Source organism: Vibrio wakamikoensis, from assembly GCF_050337275.1.
GTDB classification, from domain to species: domain Bacteria; phylum Pseudomonadota; class Gammaproteobacteria; order Enterobacterales; family Vibrionaceae; genus Vibrio; species Vibrio chaetopteri.
In genome coordinates this window covers 30,310-52,679 of sequence record NZ_JAKJST010000024.1, presented here as the reverse complement: position 1 = coordinate 52,679, position 22,370 = coordinate 30,310, and the positions used below count along the sequence as shown (strand labels likewise).

17 protein-coding genes are annotated in these 22,370 nt (G+C 46.3%); 10 read left to right on the top strand and 7 right to left on the bottom strand.

What is annotated here, in order from left to right; genetic code table 11:
• Positions 1-408: 408 nt before the first annotated feature.
• Positions 409-1,323: a TraB/GumN family protein gene (locus L4C42_RS14670; protein ID WP_418642002.1), complete on the bottom strand. Its 915-nt coding sequence runs from the start codon at positions 1,321-1,323 to the stop codon at positions 409-411.
• A 277-nt stretch (positions 1,324-1,600) separates the two neighbouring features.
• Here L4C42_RS14670 and L4C42_RS14665 point away from each other — a divergent pair, with 277 nt between their 5' ends.
• From L4C42_RS14665 to L4C42_RS14640, 6 genes are all read left to right on the top strand, one after another.
• Positions 1,601-4,258, top strand: a complete 2,658-nt coding sequence (locus L4C42_RS14665) for a beta-N-acetylhexosaminidase (RefSeq protein ID WP_353498726.1) — start codon at positions 1,601-1,603, stop codon at positions 4,256-4,258.
• Between the two features lie 80 nt (positions 4,259-4,338).
• The gene (locus L4C42_RS14660) at positions 4,339-5,490 is read left to right on the top strand and encodes a porin (protein ID WP_353496893.1); all 1,152 of its coding nucleotides are present in this window, start codon (positions 4,339-4,341) and stop codon (positions 5,488-5,490) included.
• Positions 5,491-5,539: 49 nt separating this feature from the next.
• Positions 5,540-6,004 (top strand): DUF2057 family protein, encoded by a 465-nt coding sequence (locus tag L4C42_RS14655; protein ID WP_353496892.1) that lies wholly within the window; start codon positions 5,540-5,542, stop codon positions 6,002-6,004.
• Positions 6,005-6,465: 461 nt separating this feature from the next.
• Positions 6,466-7,137, top strand: a complete 672-nt coding sequence (locus tag L4C42_RS14650; RefSeq protein ID WP_338165150.1) for an oligogalacturonate-specific porin KdgM family protein — start codon at positions 6,466-6,468, stop codon at positions 7,135-7,137.
• Positions 7,138-7,352: 215 nt separating this feature from the next.
• On the top strand, positions 7,353-7,706 hold the full coding sequence (locus L4C42_RS14645) for a DUF2799 domain-containing protein (RefSeq protein ID WP_353496891.1): 354 nt from the start codon (positions 7,353-7,355) through the stop codon (positions 7,704-7,706).
• 310 nt (positions 7,707-8,016) lie between these two features.
• Complete coding sequence (locus tag L4C42_RS14640) at positions 8,017-8,760, top strand: porin (RefSeq protein ID WP_353496890.1); 744 nt, start codon at positions 8,017-8,019, stop codon at positions 8,758-8,760.
• A 60-nt stretch (positions 8,761-8,820) separates the two neighbouring features.
• On the opposite strand, the gene L4C42_RS14635 is transcribed toward L4C42_RS14640, so the two are convergent.
• Together L4C42_RS14635 and L4C42_RS14630 are read right to left on the bottom strand one after the other, a co-directional pair.
• Positions 8,821-9,270, bottom strand: a complete 450-nt coding sequence (locus L4C42_RS14635; RefSeq protein ID WP_353496889.1) for a DUF411 domain-containing protein — start codon at positions 9,268-9,270, stop codon at positions 8,821-8,823.
• Between the two features lie 72 nt (positions 9,271-9,342).
• Positions 9,343-12,099 (bottom strand): heavy metal translocating P-type ATPase, encoded by a 2,757-nt coding sequence (locus L4C42_RS14630; protein WP_353496888.1) that lies wholly within the window; start codon positions 12,097-12,099, stop codon positions 9,343-9,345.
• A gap of 146 nt (positions 12,100-12,245) precedes the next feature.
• Here L4C42_RS14630 and gltX point away from each other — a divergent pair, with 146 nt between their 5' ends.
• The gene (gene gltX / locus L4C42_RS14625; RefSeq protein WP_353496887.1) at positions 12,246-13,673 is read left to right on the top strand and encodes a glutamate--tRNA ligase; all 1,428 of its coding nucleotides are present in this window, start codon (positions 12,246-12,248) and stop codon (positions 13,671-13,673) included.
• Between the two features lie 129 nt (positions 13,674-13,802).
• On the opposite strand, the gene dxs is transcribed toward gltX, so the two are convergent.
• From dxs to xseB, 3 genes are read right to left on the bottom strand one after another with little or no spacing between them, the layout of a single operon-like run.
• The gene (gene dxs / locus L4C42_RS14620; RefSeq protein ID WP_429761020.1) at positions 13,803-15,668 is read right to left on the bottom strand and encodes a 1-deoxy-D-xylulose-5-phosphate synthase; all 1,866 of its coding nucleotides are present in this window, start codon (positions 15,666-15,668) and stop codon (positions 13,803-13,805) included.
• A 24-nt stretch (positions 15,669-15,692) separates the two neighbouring features.
• The gene (gene ispA / locus L4C42_RS14615) at positions 15,693-16,577 is read right to left on the bottom strand and encodes a (2E,6E)-farnesyl diphosphate synthase (protein ID WP_429761018.1); all 885 of its coding nucleotides are present in this window, start codon (positions 16,575-16,577) and stop codon (positions 15,693-15,695) included.
• Between the two features lie 20 nt (positions 16,578-16,597).
• Positions 16,598-16,840, bottom strand: a complete 243-nt coding sequence (gene xseB / locus L4C42_RS14610; protein WP_353496884.1) for an exodeoxyribonuclease VII small subunit — start codon at positions 16,838-16,840, stop codon at positions 16,598-16,600.
• A gap of 334 nt (positions 16,841-17,174) precedes the next feature.
• Between xseB and pomA the strand changes: the two genes are divergently transcribed.
• The 3 genes from pomA (at position 17,175) to thiI (ending at position 20,625) form a co-directional block, all read left to right on the top strand.
• Complete coding sequence (gene pomA, locus L4C42_RS14605) at positions 17,175-17,939, top strand: flagellar motor protein PomA (RefSeq protein WP_353496883.1); 765 nt, start codon at positions 17,175-17,177, stop codon at positions 17,937-17,939.
• Between the two features lie 33 nt (positions 17,940-17,972).
• Positions 17,973-18,908, top strand: coding sequence for a flagellar motor protein MotB (locus L4C42_RS14600; protein ID WP_353496882.1), 936 nt, complete (start codon positions 17,973-17,975; stop codon positions 18,906-18,908).
• A 268-nt stretch (positions 18,909-19,176) separates the two neighbouring features.
• Positions 19,177-20,625: a tRNA uracil 4-sulfurtransferase ThiI gene (gene thiI / locus L4C42_RS14595; RefSeq protein WP_353496881.1), complete on the top strand. Its 1,449-nt coding sequence runs from the start codon at positions 19,177-19,179 to the stop codon at positions 20,623-20,625.
• Between the two features lie 151 nt (positions 20,626-20,776).
• Here the strand turns inward: thiI and L4C42_RS14590 are convergent, their stop codons facing one another.
• Positions 20,777-22,348 (bottom strand): lytic transglycosylase, encoded by a 1,572-nt coding sequence (locus L4C42_RS14590; protein WP_353496880.1) that lies wholly within the window; start codon positions 22,346-22,348, stop codon positions 20,777-20,779.
• Positions 22,349-22,370: the final 22 nt, after the last annotated feature.

Genomic DNA, 22,370 nt, shown 5'->3' with positions numbered 1-22,370 from the left:
CTCTCAATCGATACAGATAATGTGATATATCTCGCAAATTTGGCGAGTCGTTCTAAGTATGAGTATCAGAGAATAAAGATCAAAAAATATTGAAAAAATAAAAAAATTTTTATTTCCAAATAAGTATGACTTAATTGTTTGCGAGAATAAATAATATGCTGAAATTAAAAAGAATTGTTTTAGAGTAGCATTACTGCCTAAATGAATGAAATCGAATAAACAACCTATCTAGCATTACTTTGTTTCTAACAATATCTAACTCAGGATGAGGTTAATAATTTGATTTATAGCGTTTTTTTACTAACGTGCACAGACTTGTTGTGACAAAAGCAGTCAATTCCGAAAAAGTCACTCGTCTTTGCAGTTTTTCATCGTTTTGTTGTCTTATAGTGTCTCAGGTTTAAGACGCTATACATGCGTTTTCATACTGCAGTGAGCCGATTTTGAATGACTTATCTGTTCAATAGTAAATCCTTGCTGCTTAAGTAACGCCACCACACTCTCTTGCCCAACTAAATGCAATGCCCCAACCGCGATAAAATATGTCCCCTTTTGATACTCCGATGACGTTACTAAGCTTCGAACCCAACTTTTGTTTCTGTCGATTAGAAACCGCTGGTAAAAGTCGTCGTTATCACTGTCGATATGCAGCATCGCCTCAAGGTTAGCGACATCGCCATGACTCCATGACTTGATCAAACATAGGATGTTGTTTTCGGTATACGGCCATTCTTCGATTGTTTGAAGCAGCATTTGCTTTCCGCCTTGCGGCTGATTCGCAAGTAAGTCTATTTGAAATTGTAGCGACTCGAGCCCTTTGACAGGGAGGGCATGAGTTTGTGCCCAGTTGCTGAGCTGGTGTTCTACGCCAAACTCAGCATGAAAGTCGAGTGCTGTAAAAACATGTTGCTGTAATGCCAAAGCGGCTTGCCATGAGGGCAGGGACTTTAGCATATCAATATTAAGCTGGGTCTCTGAGGCAATTTCATTGAGCTGCGCTAGTTCGTTATTTGTTAATACATCCCTCACTGAATGTTCAACAAGGCTGGGAAAGTTGATATTGCCCCCGAGTTCAGCTTCTAAGATGAGCGCGTCACTTTGCTTGATTGCCATTTCTACAGGCTGGTTTATCGCTTGCTGAGACCTAGAACCAACATGAACGGTGCCGAATAAATACAGTGTTTGTGACCCCTTTTGTGCTTTGTATAGCAGAGGCTCTGCGGAGGCAACAAAAGAAAGTAATGAAATCAGTAACGTAGAAAACGTCAAAATGGACTTTTGGGGTTTAAATGCTGACCAGGTGAATTGCGAGACGACTAACATTTTTAAGCTCAATGAAAATAAGGGATAACCAAAGGATATCAATTGGTTTGAATATGGGGAAGAAGTTCTAAAATTCACTGTAACAAAAGCGTCATATTGTTGGGCGGGTATTCTGAAAAATCACGACACAATGGTTTTAAGTTGCTGTAATTATTGATTTTACTTTTTGTTTGTTTTTCTGATAACGATGGAGATCACAGTTATTTGGAGGGCTAATTGAAGCTGCTGAAGGGGAAGATAACTTGTGCCGCATAATTTACTTCCATCCGGAGAACTCATGTTCCGTAACTGCATGATTAGCTTAGCCATCTTGGCATCAGGAATGTCCCATGCGACGCAAACGCCACAACAACTGGTGGATCGTATTTCAGAAGATCTGTTGATTCATTATCAGGTTGAGGCCAACACCTCAGACGTGAATAACTTGCCTTGCCAAACATTGGGAGCTGATTGGGCGCTATGCAATAAAAGTGTGATGACGCTTAGCAATCAAGGTCAAGCTATCAACAACAAAGACTGGTCTTTGTACATACACAGTGTGCGTATTATTTTGTCTTTGGATAGCGAACAGTTCACGATAGCACGCCTTACAGGTGACTTATATGAGCTTAAACCAACAGTTGCGTTTAAAGGTCTTGAGCAAGGTGAAAGTCTAGATATTCCGGTGATCGGCGAATATTGGCAGTTGTTTGCATCGGACTTCATGCCGCGAGCATTTGTGAATCATGAACAGGCAGAGCCTAGAGTGCTCAAGCAAATGGACACTGAGGATCTAAGTCAGTTTGTTAAACCCATTGCACCGAGCCTATTAAAACGTGTGTCGACGGATAACAATACCCTGATGACGCCAAAAACGCGATTCGAGCAAAACCAAGACTTAGACCAACTCGATATCGCAAGTCATATAGTACCAACGCCTAATCAAGTTCGCTTAAGCAAAGGAAATTTGGACATAAGCCAAGGGCTAGATTTTACGTCATTGCCACTCTCTAACGAAGCGTTAGAAGCCATTGAGCATCGAGCGGTGACGTTGGGACTGGCTGGGCAAGGTGAGCAAAAGGTTTATGGCGATATTGATCCCAATGCACTAGATAGCAAGCTTCGGGTCAATGGCGGTTACCAACTTTCGGTTACCGATCGCGGCATAGCCATTACCGCTTTTGATGAGACTGGTTTGTATTATGCGGTTCAGTCCATTTTTTCTCTGGTGGATATCCAAAAACCGACGGTGTTGCCTTTGGTTGATGTCGCCGATGCTCCACGGTATCAGTATCGCGGCGTGATGGTGGATGTGGCGCGAAACTTTCATTCCAAGTCCGCAATTTTCCAAACCCTAGATCAAATGGCGGCGTATAAGCTCAACAAACTTCATTTGCACCTTACAGATGATGAAGGTTGGCGTCTAGAAATCCCAGGTTTGCCTGAACTTACAGACATTGGTGCTAAGCGATGTTTCGATAAATCGGAAACTCGCTGCTTGTTGCCTCAGCTTGGCTCTGGGCCTACTAGCGATAACTTTGGATCGGGTTTCTTCAGCCGACAAGATTACATCGATATCTTGCAATATGCCGCAGCGCGTCAAATTGAAGTCATTCCAGAAATCGACATGCCAGCGCACGCCAGAGCGGCTGTAGTGTCTATGGAAGCGCGCCATCGTAAGTACGCTAAGCTCGGTGAGATGGAAAAGGCCAATGAGTTTCGATTGCTCGATCCTCAAGATACATCCAATGTCACGACGGTTCAGTTCTACGACCGTAAAAGCTTTCTAAATCCATGCCTTGATTCGTCTCACCGCTTCGTGAAAAAAGTAATGACTGAAATTTTAGCTATGCATGAGGCAGCAGGAGTGCCATTGACGACTTGGCATTTTGGCGGAGATGAAGCGAAAAACATCAAAAAGCTAGGTGGTTATCAAGATGTAAGCTCGAAAGCTAAAGTGCTTGGCAAGGGTGAGATTGAGCTCAGCGCAGAACATCATCCATTTGAGAAGTCGCCAAAATGTCAGGCGCTTATTGCTAATAACACGGTTGACTCAGTGCAGGCACTACCGAGTTATTTTGCCAAGCAGGTTGCCAAGTCGGCGGCAGAATTGAATGTCGGCGCATTTCAAGCTTGGCAAGATGGCCTTAAAACAGCGAACAGCGCTGCTGAATTCGCCACGAAACAAACTCGTGTCAATTTCTGGGATACGCTCTATTGGGGCGGCTCAACATCAGCGTATCAATGGGCGAACAAAGGTTATCAGGTGATCATCTCGAGTCCAGATTATCTTTATATGGACTTTCCATATGAGTTTGATCCAAAAGAGCGCGGTTACTACTGGGCGACACGGTACAACCATTCAAGAAAAATGTTTGCCTTTGCACCTGACAACCTGCCGCAAAACGCCGAAACCTCTGTTGATCGTGATGGAAACGGATTTAGTGCCAAAGGATCAGTAGAGGCGGCACCATTTTATGGCATGTCAGCGCAGTTATGGTCAGAGACTGTTCGCACTGACGCACAATATGAATATATGGTGTTCCCGCGTGTCATCGCAGCGGCTGAGCGTGCTTGGCACAAAGCAGAGTGGGAGCTGGATTATCAGGCTACAAGAGCGTACAGCCAAGAATCTAACTATGTAGACGAAGCGGCACTAACCAAAGATTTCAATCGATTCGCCAATGCTCTAGGGCAGCGTGAACTGAATAAGCTCGCTAAAGCCAATGTTCACTACAGGTTGCCAGTGCCAGGCGCTGTGATTGAGCAAGGTAAGCTCTATATGAATAGCGCCTTCCCCGGCGTGGCACTTCAGTATTCGCGAGACCGCGGCGCAAGTTGGCAAAGCTATGAGGTAAACCGTGTTCCAAGTGTTTCCGGCGAAATTTGGATACGCAGTGTTGATTATCAAGCTAAAAGAGCCAGCCGCGTGACCACCTTAACCTCTGAAAACTAGATCCCTTTCCTCCAACGCTTCCCTTTCTTGCGCACAACAAAGGATGTTTGAGAAAGGGAGGCCACAATTAAGAAAAAGCAATGAAACAAAAAACAGTACTAATGCTGACGTGTTTGTCGGCAGGGGCTTTTGCGTCCGATAACATTGTCGATATTGAAGCAATCAAAGCAGGCATGAAATACGAGGTATACGGAAAAATTGCTCTGCAAGCTCACGTTCGTGATTATGAAAACTCACCGAACTTAGAAGGTTTTCAAACCAATAATGAAAGCCGAATAGGTTTTCGAGGCAGCAAACAGTTTGCCAAATTTAAGCCTCTGTTTATATGGCAGATAGAATCGGGCTATGTTGACCCTTCCTATAAGAACCATGAAGCAAGCGGTGGCTTGGGGGAGCGTGATACCTTTGTCGGTTTCGAAGATTGGGACTCGTTTGGGCAAATTCGCTTAGGTCGAGTGCTGACGCCTATGTATGAAATTGTTGATTGGCCTGGTGCCAACCCTGGTATGGGTGACGTTTGGGATTGGGGGGGACTAATTGGTGGTGCTAAGTTCCAAGATCGCTCATCCAATACAGTCCGTTGGGATTCACCGGAGTGGGGTGGCCTATCTGTTGACCTCGGTTACGGTCGAACTAAGGCAGCGGCGGTTGGTAATGATCAAGGCTGGTGGCAGGGCGGTGCAGCGCACTATAAAGTTGGGCCGTTTTTGGTGTCGGGGGCGTATGAGCTTAACCGCAATACCAAGGAAACCTTGAGCTATGAAAAGCCGGGAACGACAGAAAAGAAGGTTTCGGATAGCCGAATTTGGGATAACAACACCTACTTAGCAAGTCTACAAGGGTGGTTTGACAACGGTATTTCATTCTTCACTCAGTACCGCTGGCAAGACGCTTCAGTGACCTCGGGTATCGACACGGGACGAAAAGAGAAACAAAACGCTTTATCAAGTGCCATCATGTACGACATTGCTGATTGGCAGTTCAAACTGGGTTATGCGAAAAATGAGGAACTGCACGTGAATGGCAAAAAGCTTGCGGGTACTGATGATGACGTGATCTCATTCCAAGCTATGTATTATGTTGACCCAACAGCGGTTCTTTATTTTCGTGCCAGAGATGTGCGTATGGGAGACAACAAGGTGCCAGTACGAGGTGGGCAAGATGTTGCTTACCGACGCTGGAAGTCGGACTCCTTTAATGAAGTTTCTGTAGGCGTAGAGTACGTTTTCTAATCGTTGGTTAATTTCAGGGAGGCAATGCCTCCCTATCTAGAGGTAAAGCATGAAAAAGATAGTAATGGCTCTGATGGCATTGTTAGTCACCTGTGGTGCAAAAGCGAACGAGGACAGTGTTCTATCGCTGAGTAGAGGTATCGTGGTACATGTGGTTAATGGTAAAGCGGTCGATAAAGAGTGGTTAGTCAGCCAGCAATTGCTGAACTTACCTAAAGGAGAGAATCAGATTCTAGTGACACTTGAGCAGCCAGTTCCCTATAACACCATGAAGGAAAAACATCGCTCAAACCCTATAGTGTTGGAGTTTACCCTGCCAAAAGGCGAGAGCCAGTTATCTTATCGTCTATTTCGTGACAAAGCGGATGCACGAGCGTTTGAACAAAGCTTAGACTTTTCACTGTTAGATACAGCTGGTAGCCCAATGGATTTTGACGCGACGGTGCTACATGCCTCAGGTTTTGTCGGGTTTGAAGACTTTCTTGAGTTGATTAACCAGCATAATCAAAAATAGACACGAACATAGTCGGCTTTGTTACCCCTTAGTCGACTAAGTCGGGCATTTGATACTTATATTTTGTGGTGAATTAAGTGGTGTTGCTAGTTAAAAAACAGCGTTGTTTTTTCTAAAATTAATCACCTAGATCACAGTTTTAGTGTCTGTTGTGAGTGGGATGTCTACGGTTTTCTGCCATTTTCAGTATTTGTTGTAGATTTCTAGGGCTTTTTTTGTGATGACGATCTTGTTACATCGTTTTACAAAAATAGATATTGGTTTTTATATTCATTTAAATCTCTGTTTTTATTGTATTTATATTTTATTTGACTTGTGTTTGGTGATAAAGATCACTAAAGGGCGCTTATTATTTGTTGGCGCGAAATAAATGTCGTTATATTGTGCTCAAGCCAAATCGGCAATGTAACAAGACGACAACATAAGTCGCCCACACACAATCAATTAAAGGTGTTTTAACCATGAAAAAAGTTCTCGCTCTTACCGCTCTAGCAGTAGCTTCAACAAGCGCATTCGCTGGTTCTTCTTACGTAACAGGTAACGTTCAATTTCACTCTACTTACCTACAAGGCGCAAAACAGACGTCTACACTAGAAGCGGGTCACACTTTTGATTCTAACACCACACTATTAGTGGAGTTTGATGGTATTCCTCTAGGCAAAATTGACCCAAGCGCTGCAAACAACCCTCTTCCGTTCACGACTCTTGGTGCAGAGCAAGTGTTCAACATCAATGACAACTTCTGGGTAGCAGCAGGTTACCATCACCTAATTCAAGCGGGTGAGACGTTCCAGTACCGTCCACTTATTAAAATCGGTTACAACTTCGACAACGGTATCTCTCTAAGCAACCGTACTCGTCACCACATCCAAGCGGATGACGTACGTGGCGGTGTAAAAACTAACGACGAAACTCGTCTAGACAACAAAATCGCTTACGCTTTCCAAGATCAGCCTCTAGCGGTTAGTTACAACAACATTTATGTGATCAAGCAAGGTGATGCTGACAACTCTATGGATCACGAGCTTCGTGCAACTTGGACGCGTAGCGGTGTTCAACCATACATCGAGTACCGTAACCAAGCGAACAACGAAAACAATGCATTGGTATTCGGTGCTTCTTACGGCTTCTAAGAAGTTATTTGCCCCTGAAAAAAGGCTCCGTCGGGAGCCTTTTTTGTATGTAATGAATGTAAAATCTGGTGTTAAATTCAAGTGATGTCTCGCAATAACCACCGCTTTGGTCTCTTGGGTAGTGAAGACTTTTTTTGAATACGTGATAATGAACACATTCGGTGCGTTTTCGTACAAACGCTCAAATCACTCAACTCTGACGTTTGGAGGTGTTCATGAGAAACTGGACGACACTGGGAGCCATGTTACTCACCATGGTATTAGCGGGATGCGCGGCGACAAACTTACCAACGGATGGTTCTACTGAGTCATGGAGTCAATTCGGATATGAAGAAGGCCAAAAAGGATTTATTAAAAAAGATCAGGAGTGGCTAGAGCTCACACAGGAATCGCTTTTTGCTGCTTATTTAGATGGCTATGAGAAAGGTCGAGAAGAGTATTGTAGTCAGGATGCCTATAAGTTAGGGATTATGGGTAAGCCGTATGCTGGAGTGTGTGATGAACTAGATTGGCGATTTCGCATGAGATACAACGATGGTCGGTCAAACCAAAGCCTTGGCCGATTGTGAGTTCATAAATATCGTGAGATAAGCCGGTTCAGCCCGGCTTATTTTTTTTGGTAGTTTTTTTCAAAGTTTTAAAGCACACAAGAGTTGTATAGTAGGGTAGCGGGCAAGTCAGTATTGTGTATGAACAGTCGTCAGCGATGACGTGCATCTGACTTGTACTTTTGATTTTTGTTTTTAAGTGTTTGAAAAATAAGTTCTTACATGTATTTTTGTTCTTTTTCAATTAGCTTGGCGATGACAATGTCAGAACTTGCGTTTCATTCATATCCCCTCATTATTGCCGCAAATTTTTAAGCACAAGGAAGCTTTTTTGCGACACTTATTGATTGCGCTTTTCACTCTCTCGAGTTTTGGAACCAGCGCCGCCTCTTCGTACATCGAGGGCAATCTCCAATTCAACAGCACCTATCTCTATGAATCAAAGACCACCGCTAAAATGGAAGCAGGTCACACGTTTGATACGGATACGACAGTACGCTTTAAGATTGAAGATATTCCAATTGGTCAAACGCCACACAGTCACCATCATCACCATGATAATGTCTATTACGGTCACTCAGCACGGGCACCTCTGACGACTTTGGGGATCGAGCAGAAGTTTCAAATGTCGAAAAACTTTTGGCTAGGAGCCGGGTACGAGCATTTGATGCAGCTTGGCGAGACAATGCAGTATCGACCTTTATTTAAGATTGGCTATGACTTTGATGAGGGGGTTTCGCTTAGTCACCGTACACGTGTGGAAGCGTATGCGCAGCATGACCGTTTCGGTTATAAGCCGGACATCGATTATCGCTTTGACAACAAGATCGCATACCAACTGAAATCGCATCCTATTAAATTACACTATAACAATGTGATTCATATGGGCGGAGCTTACTACCCTTATTACAATTATCGCGACAATGCGATGGATCATGAGTTTAGGCTCACGCTAACCAAGTATGCGTTTCAGCCGTATTTTGAATACAAAAGTCAGGGACACTTTAGAACGCCTTATTACCCGCGTGGTACTGCAAACTCGGCGTTTGTTGTTGGTGGTAGCTACCATTTCTAACCAACTGTTTGATGCATTGGCTCCATGTAAAAACGCCCACGGTAACGTGGGCGCTTTTGATTACATGTTATGCGAGCGGTAAGAAAAAACCTGCCCCTTTTCATTGTAAGCATAGACATGGTATGGGTCTTTCTGATCGCCATACTCCATACCTGGCGAGCCTACTGGCATGCCAGGTACTGCAAGTCCTTTGGCGCCTTTAGGTGGGTTGTCTAAAAATGCTTTGATATCGTCTGCTGGGATGTGACCTTCAAATACATAATCACCGATCACCGCGGTGTGACACGAGGCGAGCTCTGGTGTGACCCCTAATTTTTGCTTAATCGGGTTCATGTTTTTATGGTCTTCTACCGTGACGTTAAAGCCAGCATCTTTCATATGAGTAACCCAATCCTTACAGCAGCCGCAGTAAGGAGATTTGTAGGTCAGTACGTTGGTTGCAAACGCCGAGCCAGTGAATACGGCCAGTGATAATGTAGCCAGTTTTATCATTCGTTTAGTGGTCGACATAATCCTTCCTTTTAAGTAATTATCTTTAGAAACAATGAGCTGCAAAGCTATCAATATCGCATATGGCAGCGGTTAGCCTTTGTGCTGAAACTTTCTCAATCTATTGGCATTAGTTACGACAGTAATCGACGAAAGTGCCATTGCTGCGCCCGCAAAAACCGGGCTAAGCAAAAATCCGAACAGAGGATACAGTACACCTGCGGCAATAGGGATCCCTAGGGTGTTGTAAATAAAGGCGCCAAATAGGTTTTGCTTAATGTTACGTACCGTCGCGCGCGATAGCGAGATGGCATAACTGACACTGGCTGGATTGCTGTTGAGTAGCGTCATAGGAGCGCTTTCTATGGCGACATCACTGCCAGTGCCCATTGCAATGCCCACATCGGCCAGCGCAAGTGCTGGTGCATCGTTAATACCATCGCCTACCATTGCAACATGTTGATGGCGGCCCTTTAGTGAGGCAATGTGCGCGGCTTTCTCGTCCGGCAGTACCTCAGAAATGACTTCATCTATGCCTAGTTGTTCTCCAATGACACTAGCAACATGCTGGTTGTCGCCAGTTAGCATAATAGTGTGAATACCTTGTGTTTTTAGAGAGTTGACGGCATTCGCGGCATCGGTTTTTATCCCGTCTGCAATTGCAATTAATGCGACGGCTTGACCCTCGATAGCAACGACGATTGGTGTATGTGCTTGATTGGCGGCCTGAGCAAGAGGGATTTCAAGTGCCTGTAGGTCGATACCCAGTGTTTTAATGTGATTGATTGAAGCAATAACGATTCGCTTTCCATCTACAATGCCTTGCACGCCTTTGCCTTTTAGGTTCTCAAACTGCTCTGGCTCAAGGGGATTAGCGCCACTCCAATAGTCGGTAACCGCTTTAGCGAGCGGATGCTCCGAGCGTTTTTCAAGTGGCACAACCCACTTAGCCAGTTCTGTTTCACTGATACCGATAGGATGGACGGTTTGCACTCTCGGCTGCCCGAGCGTTAAGGTGCCGGTTTTATCAAATACCACGGCGTTGACTTTGCTGAGTTTTTGCAGCGCATCCGCATCTTTAATCAGTATGCCTGCTTGGGCTGCTTTACCGATACCCACAGTGATGGATAGCGGCGTCGCTAACCCAAGAGCGCATGGGCAGGCGATTATGAGTACTGTGGTGGTCACAACAAGCATATAGCTTGCCTTAGGCTCTGGCCCAATGAAAAACCAGACCAAGGCAGCAAGCAGTGCAATAGCTACGACAACGGGAACGAATACCGCGGAAATAGAGTCCGCAAGCTTGGCGATAGCAGGTTTGCTGCTTTGAGCATCTCTTACCATGTGGATGATTCTCGAAAGCATGGTATTTGCGCCAATCCCAGTCGCTTTGATCACCAAGCTGCCATCGGTATTTACGGTTCCAGCGGAAACGCTATCCTTAACGCCTTTTAAAACCGCAATTGGCTCACCCGTTAACATCGACTCATCCAGATAGCTATGACCCTCAATGACTTCGCCATCAACGGGCACTTTTTCTCCCGGTTTAATGCGCAGCAACATCCCTAGTTGAATGTCACCCACCGCAAGGCTAATGTCTTGACCGTCGATAATGGCCGTCGCGACTTGAGGCTGCAAATTCATCAGTGCCTGTAAGGATTGGTTGGTTTTCGCTTTTGCTTTCGCTTCAATAAAGTGACCGAGGGAGATCAAACCGATAATCATCGCGCTCGCTTCAAAATAGACATGGCGTGATGCTTCTGGAAACCAAGATGGCATGAGTACAACCAACATGGAATAAAGCCAGGCTGCACCCGTGCCAAGGGCGACTAATGTATCCATGGTTGCGCGTTTGTGCTTAAGGGCTTGGTATGCGTTGGCATAAAAGGCACGACCAGCGGTGGCAAGAAGCCACAGACACAGCAAGCCAACAACGCCCCAAGCAAGCTGATCCGTAGAGTTTTGTATCGTCATGCTGCCACCAAGTAACCCCCACAGCATGAGAGGTGCGCCCATGGCCAATGCCCAATACGTATTGCGTTTTTGCAGTGCTTGATGCTGTTGAAGCGATTGCTGCTGTTTTTTTTGTGTTGAAGCTAAGTCTTCAACTATCTCACCTTGATAACCCGCTTCTTTGATCGCCTGAAGCAGTGGTTGTTCAATATCTGAGTTAGTTAAGCTAGTAAGTACTAACGCGCTTTGTTCTGCAAGGTTGACTCGTGCTTTGTCAACGCCAACTACCGATTGCAGCGCTTTTTCGACGGACGAGACGCAGCTGGCACATGTCATCCCTTGAATAAGTAGTTGAATGCTGGAATCTGATTGAGATGAAGCCGGTGAGCTGGTGGCTGAAGCCTTCACGGAATCGCTAGGCTTGTTTTCTGTTGTATTGTTTAGCTCACTGCTAGCGATCTCGGCTTGCGGGGCATCGCTCAATACTGCTTGGAAGCCCACTTGCTCAATGTTGTCTTGGATGAGATTAACGCCAAGATTTGATTCAATGGTAAGTGATTGCTTACTTAACGCGATAATATTGCTTGAGTCGAGTGTTTCAAGCTGAGCCTGAAGCTTTGCGACGCATTTGCCACAGTTAAGACCTGATAACTCAAAATACCATACAGGTTTTGCCTCAAAGCCTAGGTTGGCGATAGGCTGGATAATGTCATCGATGTTGGCATCAGTCGAGACAGTTAACGCGTGTTTATCAAGCTGTTTGATTTCAATGTTAGCCGATGCCTGCTCCAGTGCATTGCGCACTTTTTTTACGCAACCCATACAGGATAAGCCTGATAAATTGAGTGTGTAAGTAACCATAACCAACCTCGATACTTGTCTATTAATGCTAAACATAAACCTTCCCTCAAGGGTAAGGTCAAGTGGTTTCATCTCATTTAGGTATAGAGATTGTAGAATTAGTGTAAGGTGATAAAATAGCGCCCAAAATTTGCAACGCACGATGACAAGCATTGTGCGACGTTGACAACAAGGTACTTTCGATGACGGTTAAAACACGTTTTGCTCCAAGCCCAACTGGCTATCTTCACGTCGGTGGTGCGCGTACTGCACTTTACTCTTGGCTATTTGCTAAAAACCAAGGCGGTGAATTCGTTCTACGTATTGAAGATACGGATCTTGAGCGTAACTCTCAGGAAGCGGTAGATGCGATCCTTGAAGGTATGCAGTGGATGGGACTTGAGTGGGACGAGGGCCCGTACTACCAGTCGAAGCGTTTTGATCGTTACAACGAAATGGTCGACAAGCTACTTGCTGAAGACAAAGCTTACAAGTGCTATGCACCAAAGGAGCTTCTCGAAGAGATCCGTGCCGAGCAAGAAGCAAGCAAAGAGATCCCTCGTTACGATGCAAACCACCCAAAAATCGTTGCAGCGAATGCGGCGGCTAAAGATGGTGACCCATGTGTGATTCGTTTCCGCAACCCGAAAGAGGGCAGCGTAGTATTTGATGATCAAATCCGTGGTCGTATCGAGATTGCGAACAGCCAAATGGATGACCTTATCATCCGCCGTACCGATGGTGCGCCTACTTACAACTTCGTAGTGGTCGTAGATGACTGGGATATGGGGATCACGCACGTGGTTCGTGGTGAAGATCACATCAACAACACGCCACGTCAAATCAACATCTACGAGGCACTCGGTGCACCAGTTCCGACATTTGCTCACTGTGCAATGATCCTAGGTGATGATGGTGCTAAGTTGTCAAAGCGTCACGGCGCCGTGTCTGTTATGCAATATCGTGACGAAGGCTACTTACCAAATGCACTAAACAACTACTTGGTGCGCCTAGGCTGGTCTCACGGTGACCAAGAGATCTTCTCTCAAGAAGAGATGATTAACTTGTTCTCACTGAATGCGATTTCTAAGTCAGCATCAGCGTTCAACACAGATAAGCTGAACTGGCTGAACAACCACTACATCAAGACATCTGAGCCTGAATACGTTGCTAAGCACCTGCAATGGCACCTAGATGAGCAGAAACTAAACACAGAGAATGGTCCAGCTATCACAGAAGTGATCAAGCTAGTAGGTGAGCGTTGCAATACGCTTGTTGAGCTTGCAGAGCAGATCCGTTACTTCTACGAAGATTTCTCTGAGTTTGAAGCGGGTGCTGCGAAGAAGCACTTGCGTGGTGTTGCTAAACAGCCACTAGAAGTTGCGCTTGCTAAAACAGAAGCGCTAGAAGAGTGGACAACAGCAAACATTAAAGATCAAGTGATTGCTGCGGTTTGTGAAGAGCTAGAAATCGGCATGGGTAAAATCGGTATGCCACTTCGCGTTGCAGTGACTGGTGGTGGTCAATCACCTTCAGTTGATGCTGTTATGGAGCTTGTTGGCAAAGAGCGCGTGATTGCTCGTATTAAGATGGCGCTAGAGTTTATCGCTGAGCGTGAAGCAAACGCATAATTGCCATGCAATGAATTTGAAAAGCCGCAACTTAGGTTGCGGCTTTTTTTGTGTCTTCTGAACGAGACAAACTAGCAATAAAAAAGCGACCCTAGAGTCGCTTTCTTTGCTTAACTTGTGGATGCGTCTCTACTTGGAGATGTAATCGCGAATAGAGGCTTCGATGCCAGCAGCATCAAGGCCGAGTTCAGCGTGAAGCTCATCTTGTGTGCCTTGTGCGATAAACTTGTCGGGAAGACCAAGGTTAAGCACTGGCTTCATTAGCTTCTCACTCATCATAAACTCAATCACCCCAGCGCCAGCGCCGCCAGCGGTAGCGTTTTCTTCGAGAGTGACGATCACATCATGATTGTCACACAGTTCACGGATAAGCGCCTCATCGAGAGGTTTAACAAATCGCATGTCAGCCACGGTAGCATTGAGATTGTCTGCTGCAACCAAAGCGCTGTCCAAGAAGGTACCGAATGATAAAATCGCTACTTTCTCACCTTCGCGAACAATACGGCCTTTACCGATCTCTAAAGCGGTAAACTCAGCTTCTGGTGCCGTACCATTACCGCTACCACGAGGATAGCGAACAGCACTTGGACCTGTGTGCATGTGACCGGTGTAAAGCATCTGACGACACTCGTTCTCATCACTTGGTGCCATGATCACCATGTTCGGAATACAGCGCATAAAGCTAAGGTCAAACGCACCTTGGTGGGTTTGACCGTCTGCACCAACAAGGCCTGCACGGTCGATGGCGAACATCACTGGCAGATCCATAATCGCAACGTCGTGGATCAGTTGGTCGTAGCCACGCTGTAAGAAAGTCGAGTAAATCGCGACGATTGGTCTATTACCAGCAATAGCCATTCCTGTTGCTAGTGTTACAGCATGCTGCTCAGCGATAGCAACATCGAAGTACTGACCAGGATATTCTTTAGAGAAACGAACCATACCCGAGCCTTCACGCATCGCTGGCGTAATCGCCATTAGCGATGGATCTTTAGCTGCCATATCACATAAAAAATCGCCAAAGATTTTCGAATATGTTGGTTTGCTTGAGCTGCTTTTCGGTAAGGTTGAGTGCGACGGATCAAACTTAGGTACGCCGTGATAACCGATAGGGTCTTTCTCAGCAGGCTCATAACCTTTACCTTTCTTAGTCATGATGTGCAGGAACTGAGGGCCTTTAAGCTCACGCATGTTTTTTAGCGTTTTTACCAGTTCATTCACATCGTGACCATCGACAGGGCCGATGTAGTTGAAGCCGAGTTCTTCAAACAAGGTTCCAGGAACAATCATGCCTTTAAGGTGCTCTTCGGTGCGCTTGACCAATTCTTTGATTGGCGGAAGGCCAGATAGCGCCTTTTTACCGCCTTCACGGATAGAGGTGTACAGGCTTCCTGACAGTACTTGAGCTAGGTGGTTGTTCAGCGCACCGACGTTTTCCGAAATCGACATCTCATTGTCGTTTAGGATAACGAGCATATCAGGATGCACATCGCCAGCGTGGTTAAGCGCTTCAAACGCCATGCCCGCTGTGATTGCGCCGTCACCAATGACGCTGACGACTTTGCGATCTTTACCTTCTTTGGCGGCAGAAATCGCCATGCCCAGTCCAGCGCTGATCGATGTCGAAGAGTGACCAACAGACAGAGTGTCGTATTCACTCTCTTCACGCCACGGGAATGGGTGCAGACCATCTTTTTGACGGATGGTTGAAAGTTGCTCACGACGACCCGTTAAGATCTTATGCGGATAGGCTTGATGGCCAACATCCCAAATAAGTTGGTCGAAAGGCGTATTGTAGACGTAATGCAAGGCGACGGTGAGTTCCACCGTGCCAAGTCCGGAAGCCAAGTGTCCACTAGACTGGCTCACTGAATTTAGCAAATACGTCCTAAGCTCTTCACACAGCTTAGGTAAAGATTCCCTCGGCATTAGGCGAAGTTCTTCTGGCGTGTTTGCTAATGTCAGTGTCGGATACTTTGAAATATCAAGTGTCATAGTTATTTAGCGCTTTAATATAGTCTAGTTGTTGCGCTCGATGACGTATCGGGCGAAGTCTTCGAGAAGTTGAGTATTGTAGGGTATCGCTTGCAAAGCACAAAGTGCTTCTTCAAAAAGCTGTGTGGCTTTTTGTTGAGCGCCTTCCAATCCCAGTAATGCAGGGTAGGTGCTCTTGTTCAGTTCAACATCTGAACCTTGAGGCTTACCAAGGGTCTCGGTGTCACCCACAATGTCTAAAATATCATCTTGAACTTGGAACGCGAGGCCAGTGGCTTCAGCGTAGGTTTCAAGCTGTGGCAAGTATTCGCGACCTTTATCACCCGCTGCCAATGCGCCCAGTTGAACCGCGCATTTTATCAGTGCGCCCGTTTTGTGGCGATGGATACGCTCAAGCTCATCCAATGTAACTTGGCGGTTTTCAGCTTCGAGATCCAATGCCTGTCCGATGCACATACCCGCAGCACCAGAAGCACGCGCAAGCTCTTTTACCATAGTAATACGTTGCGACTCGGCAAATGGCGCCAAAGTCCCTTCTGATAATATGGTGAAGGCTAGCGTTTGCAGAGCATCACCGGTCAAAATCGCGGTGGCCTCATCAAATTCTATATGGCAAGTTGCTTTGCCGCGGCGTAATTCATCATCGTCCATAGCCGGCAAATCGTCATGGACGAGAGAATAGGCGTGAATACACTCAATCGCAGCGGCTGGTGTGTCGAGCTGCTCTTCACTGCAACCAAAGATAGAGCCAGTGGCATAGACTAAGAATGGTCTCGCACGCTTGCCACCCAAAAGCAGGGCGTAGCGCATGGCTTCAATCAGTCGTTGTTGCTGAAAGGGGTAGCCATCCAACCAAGCGTCCAGCTGCTGGTTGTTACGGGTTTGATAAGACTTCAAAGTCTCAATCATGGGGATACTCACTTTTGAAATTATTCTGACGGCTGAGTAAAGTCTTGAAGATCGGCGTCATCATCCTTAGCCAATAAGATGCTAACTTTTTGTTCCGCTTCGGTCAGCTTTTGCTGTCCAGCTCTCGCTAGGGCGATACCACGCTCGAACTTCTTCAGCGCATCGTCCAGTGCCAGATCGCCGTTTTCCAGTTGTTCTACGAGTGTATCGAGCTCGTCTACTGTCGCTTCGAACGACATGTTCTCAGGTTTCTTAGTCGCCATAACGTACTTATTTTTTATGAAATGATCGAACGTTACATGAGCGGCTAGCGATGGTCAAACTTATGGTGCGAAAAATGCTGTTAACAACCACTGTGCGGATTTTGATTGCTAAAAAAAACGTCAATATTGCCAGCTAAGCCGTTATCTTCTCTGTAGAAAGCGAATGGAAGCGAAGGAGTTCTGACAGTTGGCGACGCAATTTTGTGATTTTGTGGTCATAAATCACTTAAAGATATGGCCACTTGGTCGATAACCTAAAAGTAACGAGATAGACTCGGGCTGCTTTTCGGTTCGTCTGAGTGGCTAAGATGTCAAATTTTCTATGGAGTGTTGAGTGGATTTAGCAACGCTGATAGGCCTCATTGGTGGGGTCGCTTCGATAATTATTGCGATGGTGCTCGGTGGCAGCATCATGACTTACTATGATACTACGTCGGTATTTATCGTTATCGGGGGATCGACATTTGTCGTCTTGATGAAATTCACGCTAGGGCAATTCTTTGGTGCCGCCAAAATCGCCAGTAAAGCGTTTATATTCAAAACCGATGAACCAGAGGATCTGATCGCTAAGATTGTTGAAATGGCTGACGCAGCGCGTAAAGGTGGTTTTCTAGCGCTCGAGGAAATGGACATTCAAAATAGCTTTATGCAAAAGGGCATTGATCTTCTCGTCGATGGCCATGATGCAGAAGTGGTGCGCAATGCGATGCAAAAAGACATCGCCCTTACTGACGAGCGTCACGAAAAAGGTGCGGCAGTGTTTAGAGCTTACGGAGATGTTGCACCCGCAATGGGCATGATTGGTACCTTGGTTGGTTTGGTTGCGATGCTATCGAATATGGACGACCCTAAGTCCATTGGTCCTGCGATGGCGATTGCACTATTAACCACGCTTTATGGTGCGATGCTTGCGAACATGTTGTTCTTTCCAATTGCCGATAAGTTGACTCTACGTAGGGAACAAGAGAATCTTAATCGTCGTCTAATAATGGATGGTGTGTTGGCAATTCAAGATGGCCAGAACCCTCGCGTTATCGATGGCTACCTTAAAAATTACATCAATGAAAACAAGCGCGCGTTCGATCTCGATGGCGAGTAGCGTTTCCGTGGTGACTAGTAACGGGATTAAGTGATGGAACAGAAAGGCAAATGTAAATGTCCACCTCCAGGTGCTCCGGCTTGGATGGCGACCTTCTCTGATCTCATGTCGCTGTTGATGTGCTTTTTCGTTCTGCTGCTGTCGTTTTCCGAAATGGACGTGCTGAAGTTTAAACAAATAGCAGGTTCGATGAAGTTTGCGTTTGGTGTGCAAAACCGCCTTGAGGTGAAAGACATTCCTAAGGGCACCAGTATTATTGCTCAAGAATTCAGACCAGGCCGACCTGAACCGACGCCAATTGATGTGATCATGCAGCAAACCATTGATATCACCCAGCAGACTTTAGAGTTTCAAGAGGGAGATTCGGATAGGGCGGGGGGCAATCAGCGTGATGATGGCAAGATCACCGGCGGTCAAACCGCCGACCGTACTCAAAAGAATCAGATTGGTACTGCATCTTCAGATAGTGAACAGCAAAACGAAGATCTTGAAGAGTTGGAGCAAGTGATCAAGCAGGCGCTGCAGCAAGAGATCAACCAAGGTGCCGTCGAGGTGGAAAACCTAGGGCAGCAGCTTGTTATTCGTATTCAAGAAAAAGGCGCATTCCCTGAAGATTCTGCGTTCTTACAGCCTAAGTTTAGGCCCTTGGTAAGGCAAGTTGCCGATCTTGTTAAAGACATTCCAGGTCAGGTTCGTGTTTCCGGGCATACAGATAACCTGCCACTCGATTCTGAGCTCTATCGCTCAAGCTGGGATCTCTCTTCACAGCGCGCGGTATCGGTAGCGCAAGAGATGGAAAAGGTGAAAGGTTTCTCTCATCTAAGGCTTAGGGTCATTGGCGTCGCCGATACAGAGCCGCTAGGACCGAATGATACCGAGCGACAACGGGCTCGAAATCGCAGAGTTGAAATCAGTATCATGCAAGGAGAGCCGGTGTATACCGATGAGGTATCGGCCGATGGCAACTAATGGTTAAGTGATTGCCATGACTTCTAAAAACGCTAGAGCTTTGCTCTGGCGTTTCTGTTTTTTTATCGCTGAGTACCCCCCTTTTTTTGAATTGGGTGGATTGCTCGCATCTTATAAAGGTTGCGGGTATACTTGCGCCCCTAATGAACAATCGCTCAGTGAAGTCTCATTGTTTGCACTCTGAGTTGAGCGAATTTGTACTACAGTTGATATGTGTTTCCCCATACTGTCGCGCTCAGACAGCATTGCAACGAGATGTGAAAAGACTATGAGATTTATCGTAAAGCCCCATCCAGAGATTTTTGTAAAAAGCGATTCAGTGCGTAAGCGCTTTACAAGGATCCTTGAGTGCAACCTGCGAATCATTATCCAGCGCCGTACGGAATCGGTGGCGGTGTTTAACCGTCGTGATCACATTGAAGTGAGTGCAAGTTCAGACCAATATCATAGAGAAGTATTGGAGATCCTGACTCAGACCCCTGGTATCCACCATGTGCTTGAAGTTCAGCAATCTGACTTTACTGATATGCACGATATCTATGAGCAAGTTCTTGATCTTAATGGCAAACGTATCGAGGGAAAAACCTTCGTGGTACGTGCGAAGCGTCGTGGCAAGCATGACTTTACTTCGATTGAGCTTGAGCGTTATGTAGGTGGTGGCCTTAACCAAGCGGTAGAAAGCGCTCGTGTGAAGCTGTCGAAGCCTGATGTGACCGTCAATATCGAAGTGGCGAACGACAAGCTTAATCAGGTTATCGCACGTCACAAAGGTCTTGGTGGCTTCCCGCTAGGAACTCAAGAAGATGTGTTGAGCCTTATCTCGGGTGGTTTTGACTCAGGCGTGTCTAGTTACCTGCACATTAAGCGTGGTTCAAAAACGCATTACTGCTTCTTTAACCTTGGCGGCCCTGCGCACGAGATCGGCGTAAAGCAAGTAGCTCACTTCCTTTGGAACAAGTACGGCTCGTCGGCGAAGGTGAAGTTCATCTCGGTAGACTTCGAGCCGGTTGTTGCTGAGATCCTTGAAAAAGTTGAAGACGGCCAAATGGGCGTTGTCCTCAAGCGCATGTTCATGCGCGCGGGTGGTATGCTTGCTGAGAAATACGGCATTGAAGCTTTGGTTACTGGTGAGGCTTTGGGTCAGGTATCGAGTCAAACACTGACTAACCTTCGCCATATCGATGGCGTGACAGATACGTTGATCCTTCGTCCTCTTATCAACTGGGACAAAGAAGACATCATCGATCTTGCCCGTGAAATCGGTACCGAAGATTTTGCTAAGACCATGCCTGAATACTGTGGCGTGATCTCTCGTAAGCCAACGGTCAAAGCAGTTAAAGCGAAGCTTGAAGCGGAAGAAGAGAAATTTGATTTCGCTGTACTTGAACAAGTGGTGCTTGATGCTCGTATGATCGATATCCGTGATATCGAGAAAGAGAGCCAAGAGCAGGCGCCGGAGGTTGAGCAAGTGGAATCGGTTGAAAACGATGCAATTGTACTAGACATTCGCAGTGCAGAAGAGGAAGAAGCAAGCCCGTTAGAGCTTGATAACGTAGAAGTGAAACATCTGCCGTTCTTCAAGCTAGGCACTAAGTTTGGTGACCTCGACCAATCGAAAACGTACCTGTTGTATTGTGACCGTGGTGTAATGAGCCGTTTGCAAGCCTTATACTTGCAGGAACAAGGCTTCAGCAACGTTAAAGTGTACCGCCCATAGGGAGGCGCGCCTCGCTCACTCGACGAGTTTAATAGAAAAACGCCAAGCTAACTGCTTGGCGTTTTTTTGTTTAAGTCCTTTCGAACGATCAACAGGTGTAAAAAAGCCAGTCAATAGACTGGCTTTACAATTTATAGCGCTGAAGTAACGGTTAGGCGCTGGTTTTAGTGACGTCAACGTACAGTTTTAACTTCTGACCTGGTTTAAGGTATTTGTTTTTCTGAAGGCTGTTCCACTTCACTACATCATTGGTGCGTACTTTAAATTTGTGAGCAATACCGCTAATGGTGTCGCCGCTGCGAACCGAGTAAAAGATGGTGCGAATGATAGCGCCATCGCTAGCACTCTTCCAAATCACTAACTCTTGACCAACACGCAATGTGTCTCTTGGTCCCATACCATTCCATTTTGCCAATGACTGGTGTGACACCTTGTTCGCTTTCGCAATCGACCACAAGCTATCACCGCTTTCTACCTTATGGGTGACTTTGTAGTTACCGCGTGAGGTAGATTGTGTTTTGGCTAGGCGATTTGACGCACTCAAACTGTATGTGGAATCGTCTTTGGTTGACGTCGGCACCAACAAGTATTGACCAGCGCGGATATTATTGTTGCTTAGGCCATTCGCGTTGCGAACAACTTTAGTGGTGGTTTGGTGGCGCTGAGCAATAACACTGAGTGAATCACCTGATTTCACCTTGTAGCGTACTAGACGCATACCTTTGCCACGGTTCTTCTCCAGCTCAACGCGGAACTTTTCAACGCTATTGACCGGCAGCAGTAGGGTTTGTGGACCATTTGGTGCCGTTGCCCATTGGTTGTATGCTGGGTTGTAGCTCTGTAGCTCCTTCACTGAGATACCCGCATACTTTGCCGCAATCGCTAGATCAAGCTGCTCATTTGGCTCGACAAGTTCAAGAGCGGGTTGGTTTGGAATCGCAGGGATATCAACACCGTATTTCTCTGCGTTGGCGAGAATATCAGCCAAAGCCAACAGTTTCGGAACGTAGCCACTGGTCTCTTTCGGTAGATCTAGCGAGAAGAAGTCGATAGGTTTACCTGCATTGCGATTTTTTCGAATCGCGCTAGAGACTCGGCCGCCGCCGCTGTTGTAGGCCGCTATCGCATGATTCCAGTTACCGTCAAAGCGTCGGTTAAGCTGTGTCAGGTAATCGAGCGCAGCATTGGTCGACAGAGTTACGTCGCGGCGACCATCAAACCAGTAAGTTTGATCTAGGCCGAACGCTTTGCCAGTGGCTGGAACAAATTGCCACAATCCCGCTGCACTACCGTGTGAGTATGCAAACGCATCAAACGAGCTTTCTACGATAGGAAGTAGTGCCAGTTCAAGCGGCAAATCACGCGCTTCGATCTCTTCAGTAATGAGATATAAAAACGGTTTAGCGCGCTGCGAGACCGTTTTTAAGTGATTAGGGTGCTTGATGTACCATTTGCGATAGTAATCGACTTTCGCATTATCCGGGATCTCCATCTCCAACTGCATCGCGATACGCTTCCAAACGTCCTCTTGTTGTTGAGGCGTGAGTGCTTTCGATGCAGGTTTTACTTCAGGAGTGTTAACGGAAACGGGCTTTGTTGTTTTAGTTGTCGCTGTTTCTGCAGGAGAGTTGGTTGGCTCTGTTGTGGTGCTGCTTGTATCTGGCTGAGTCATTTGACAACCAGCCAGCAACAGGGCAAATGCCCAACTGTATTTCTTATGCATTGTGTTTGCTACAACCTCTTAC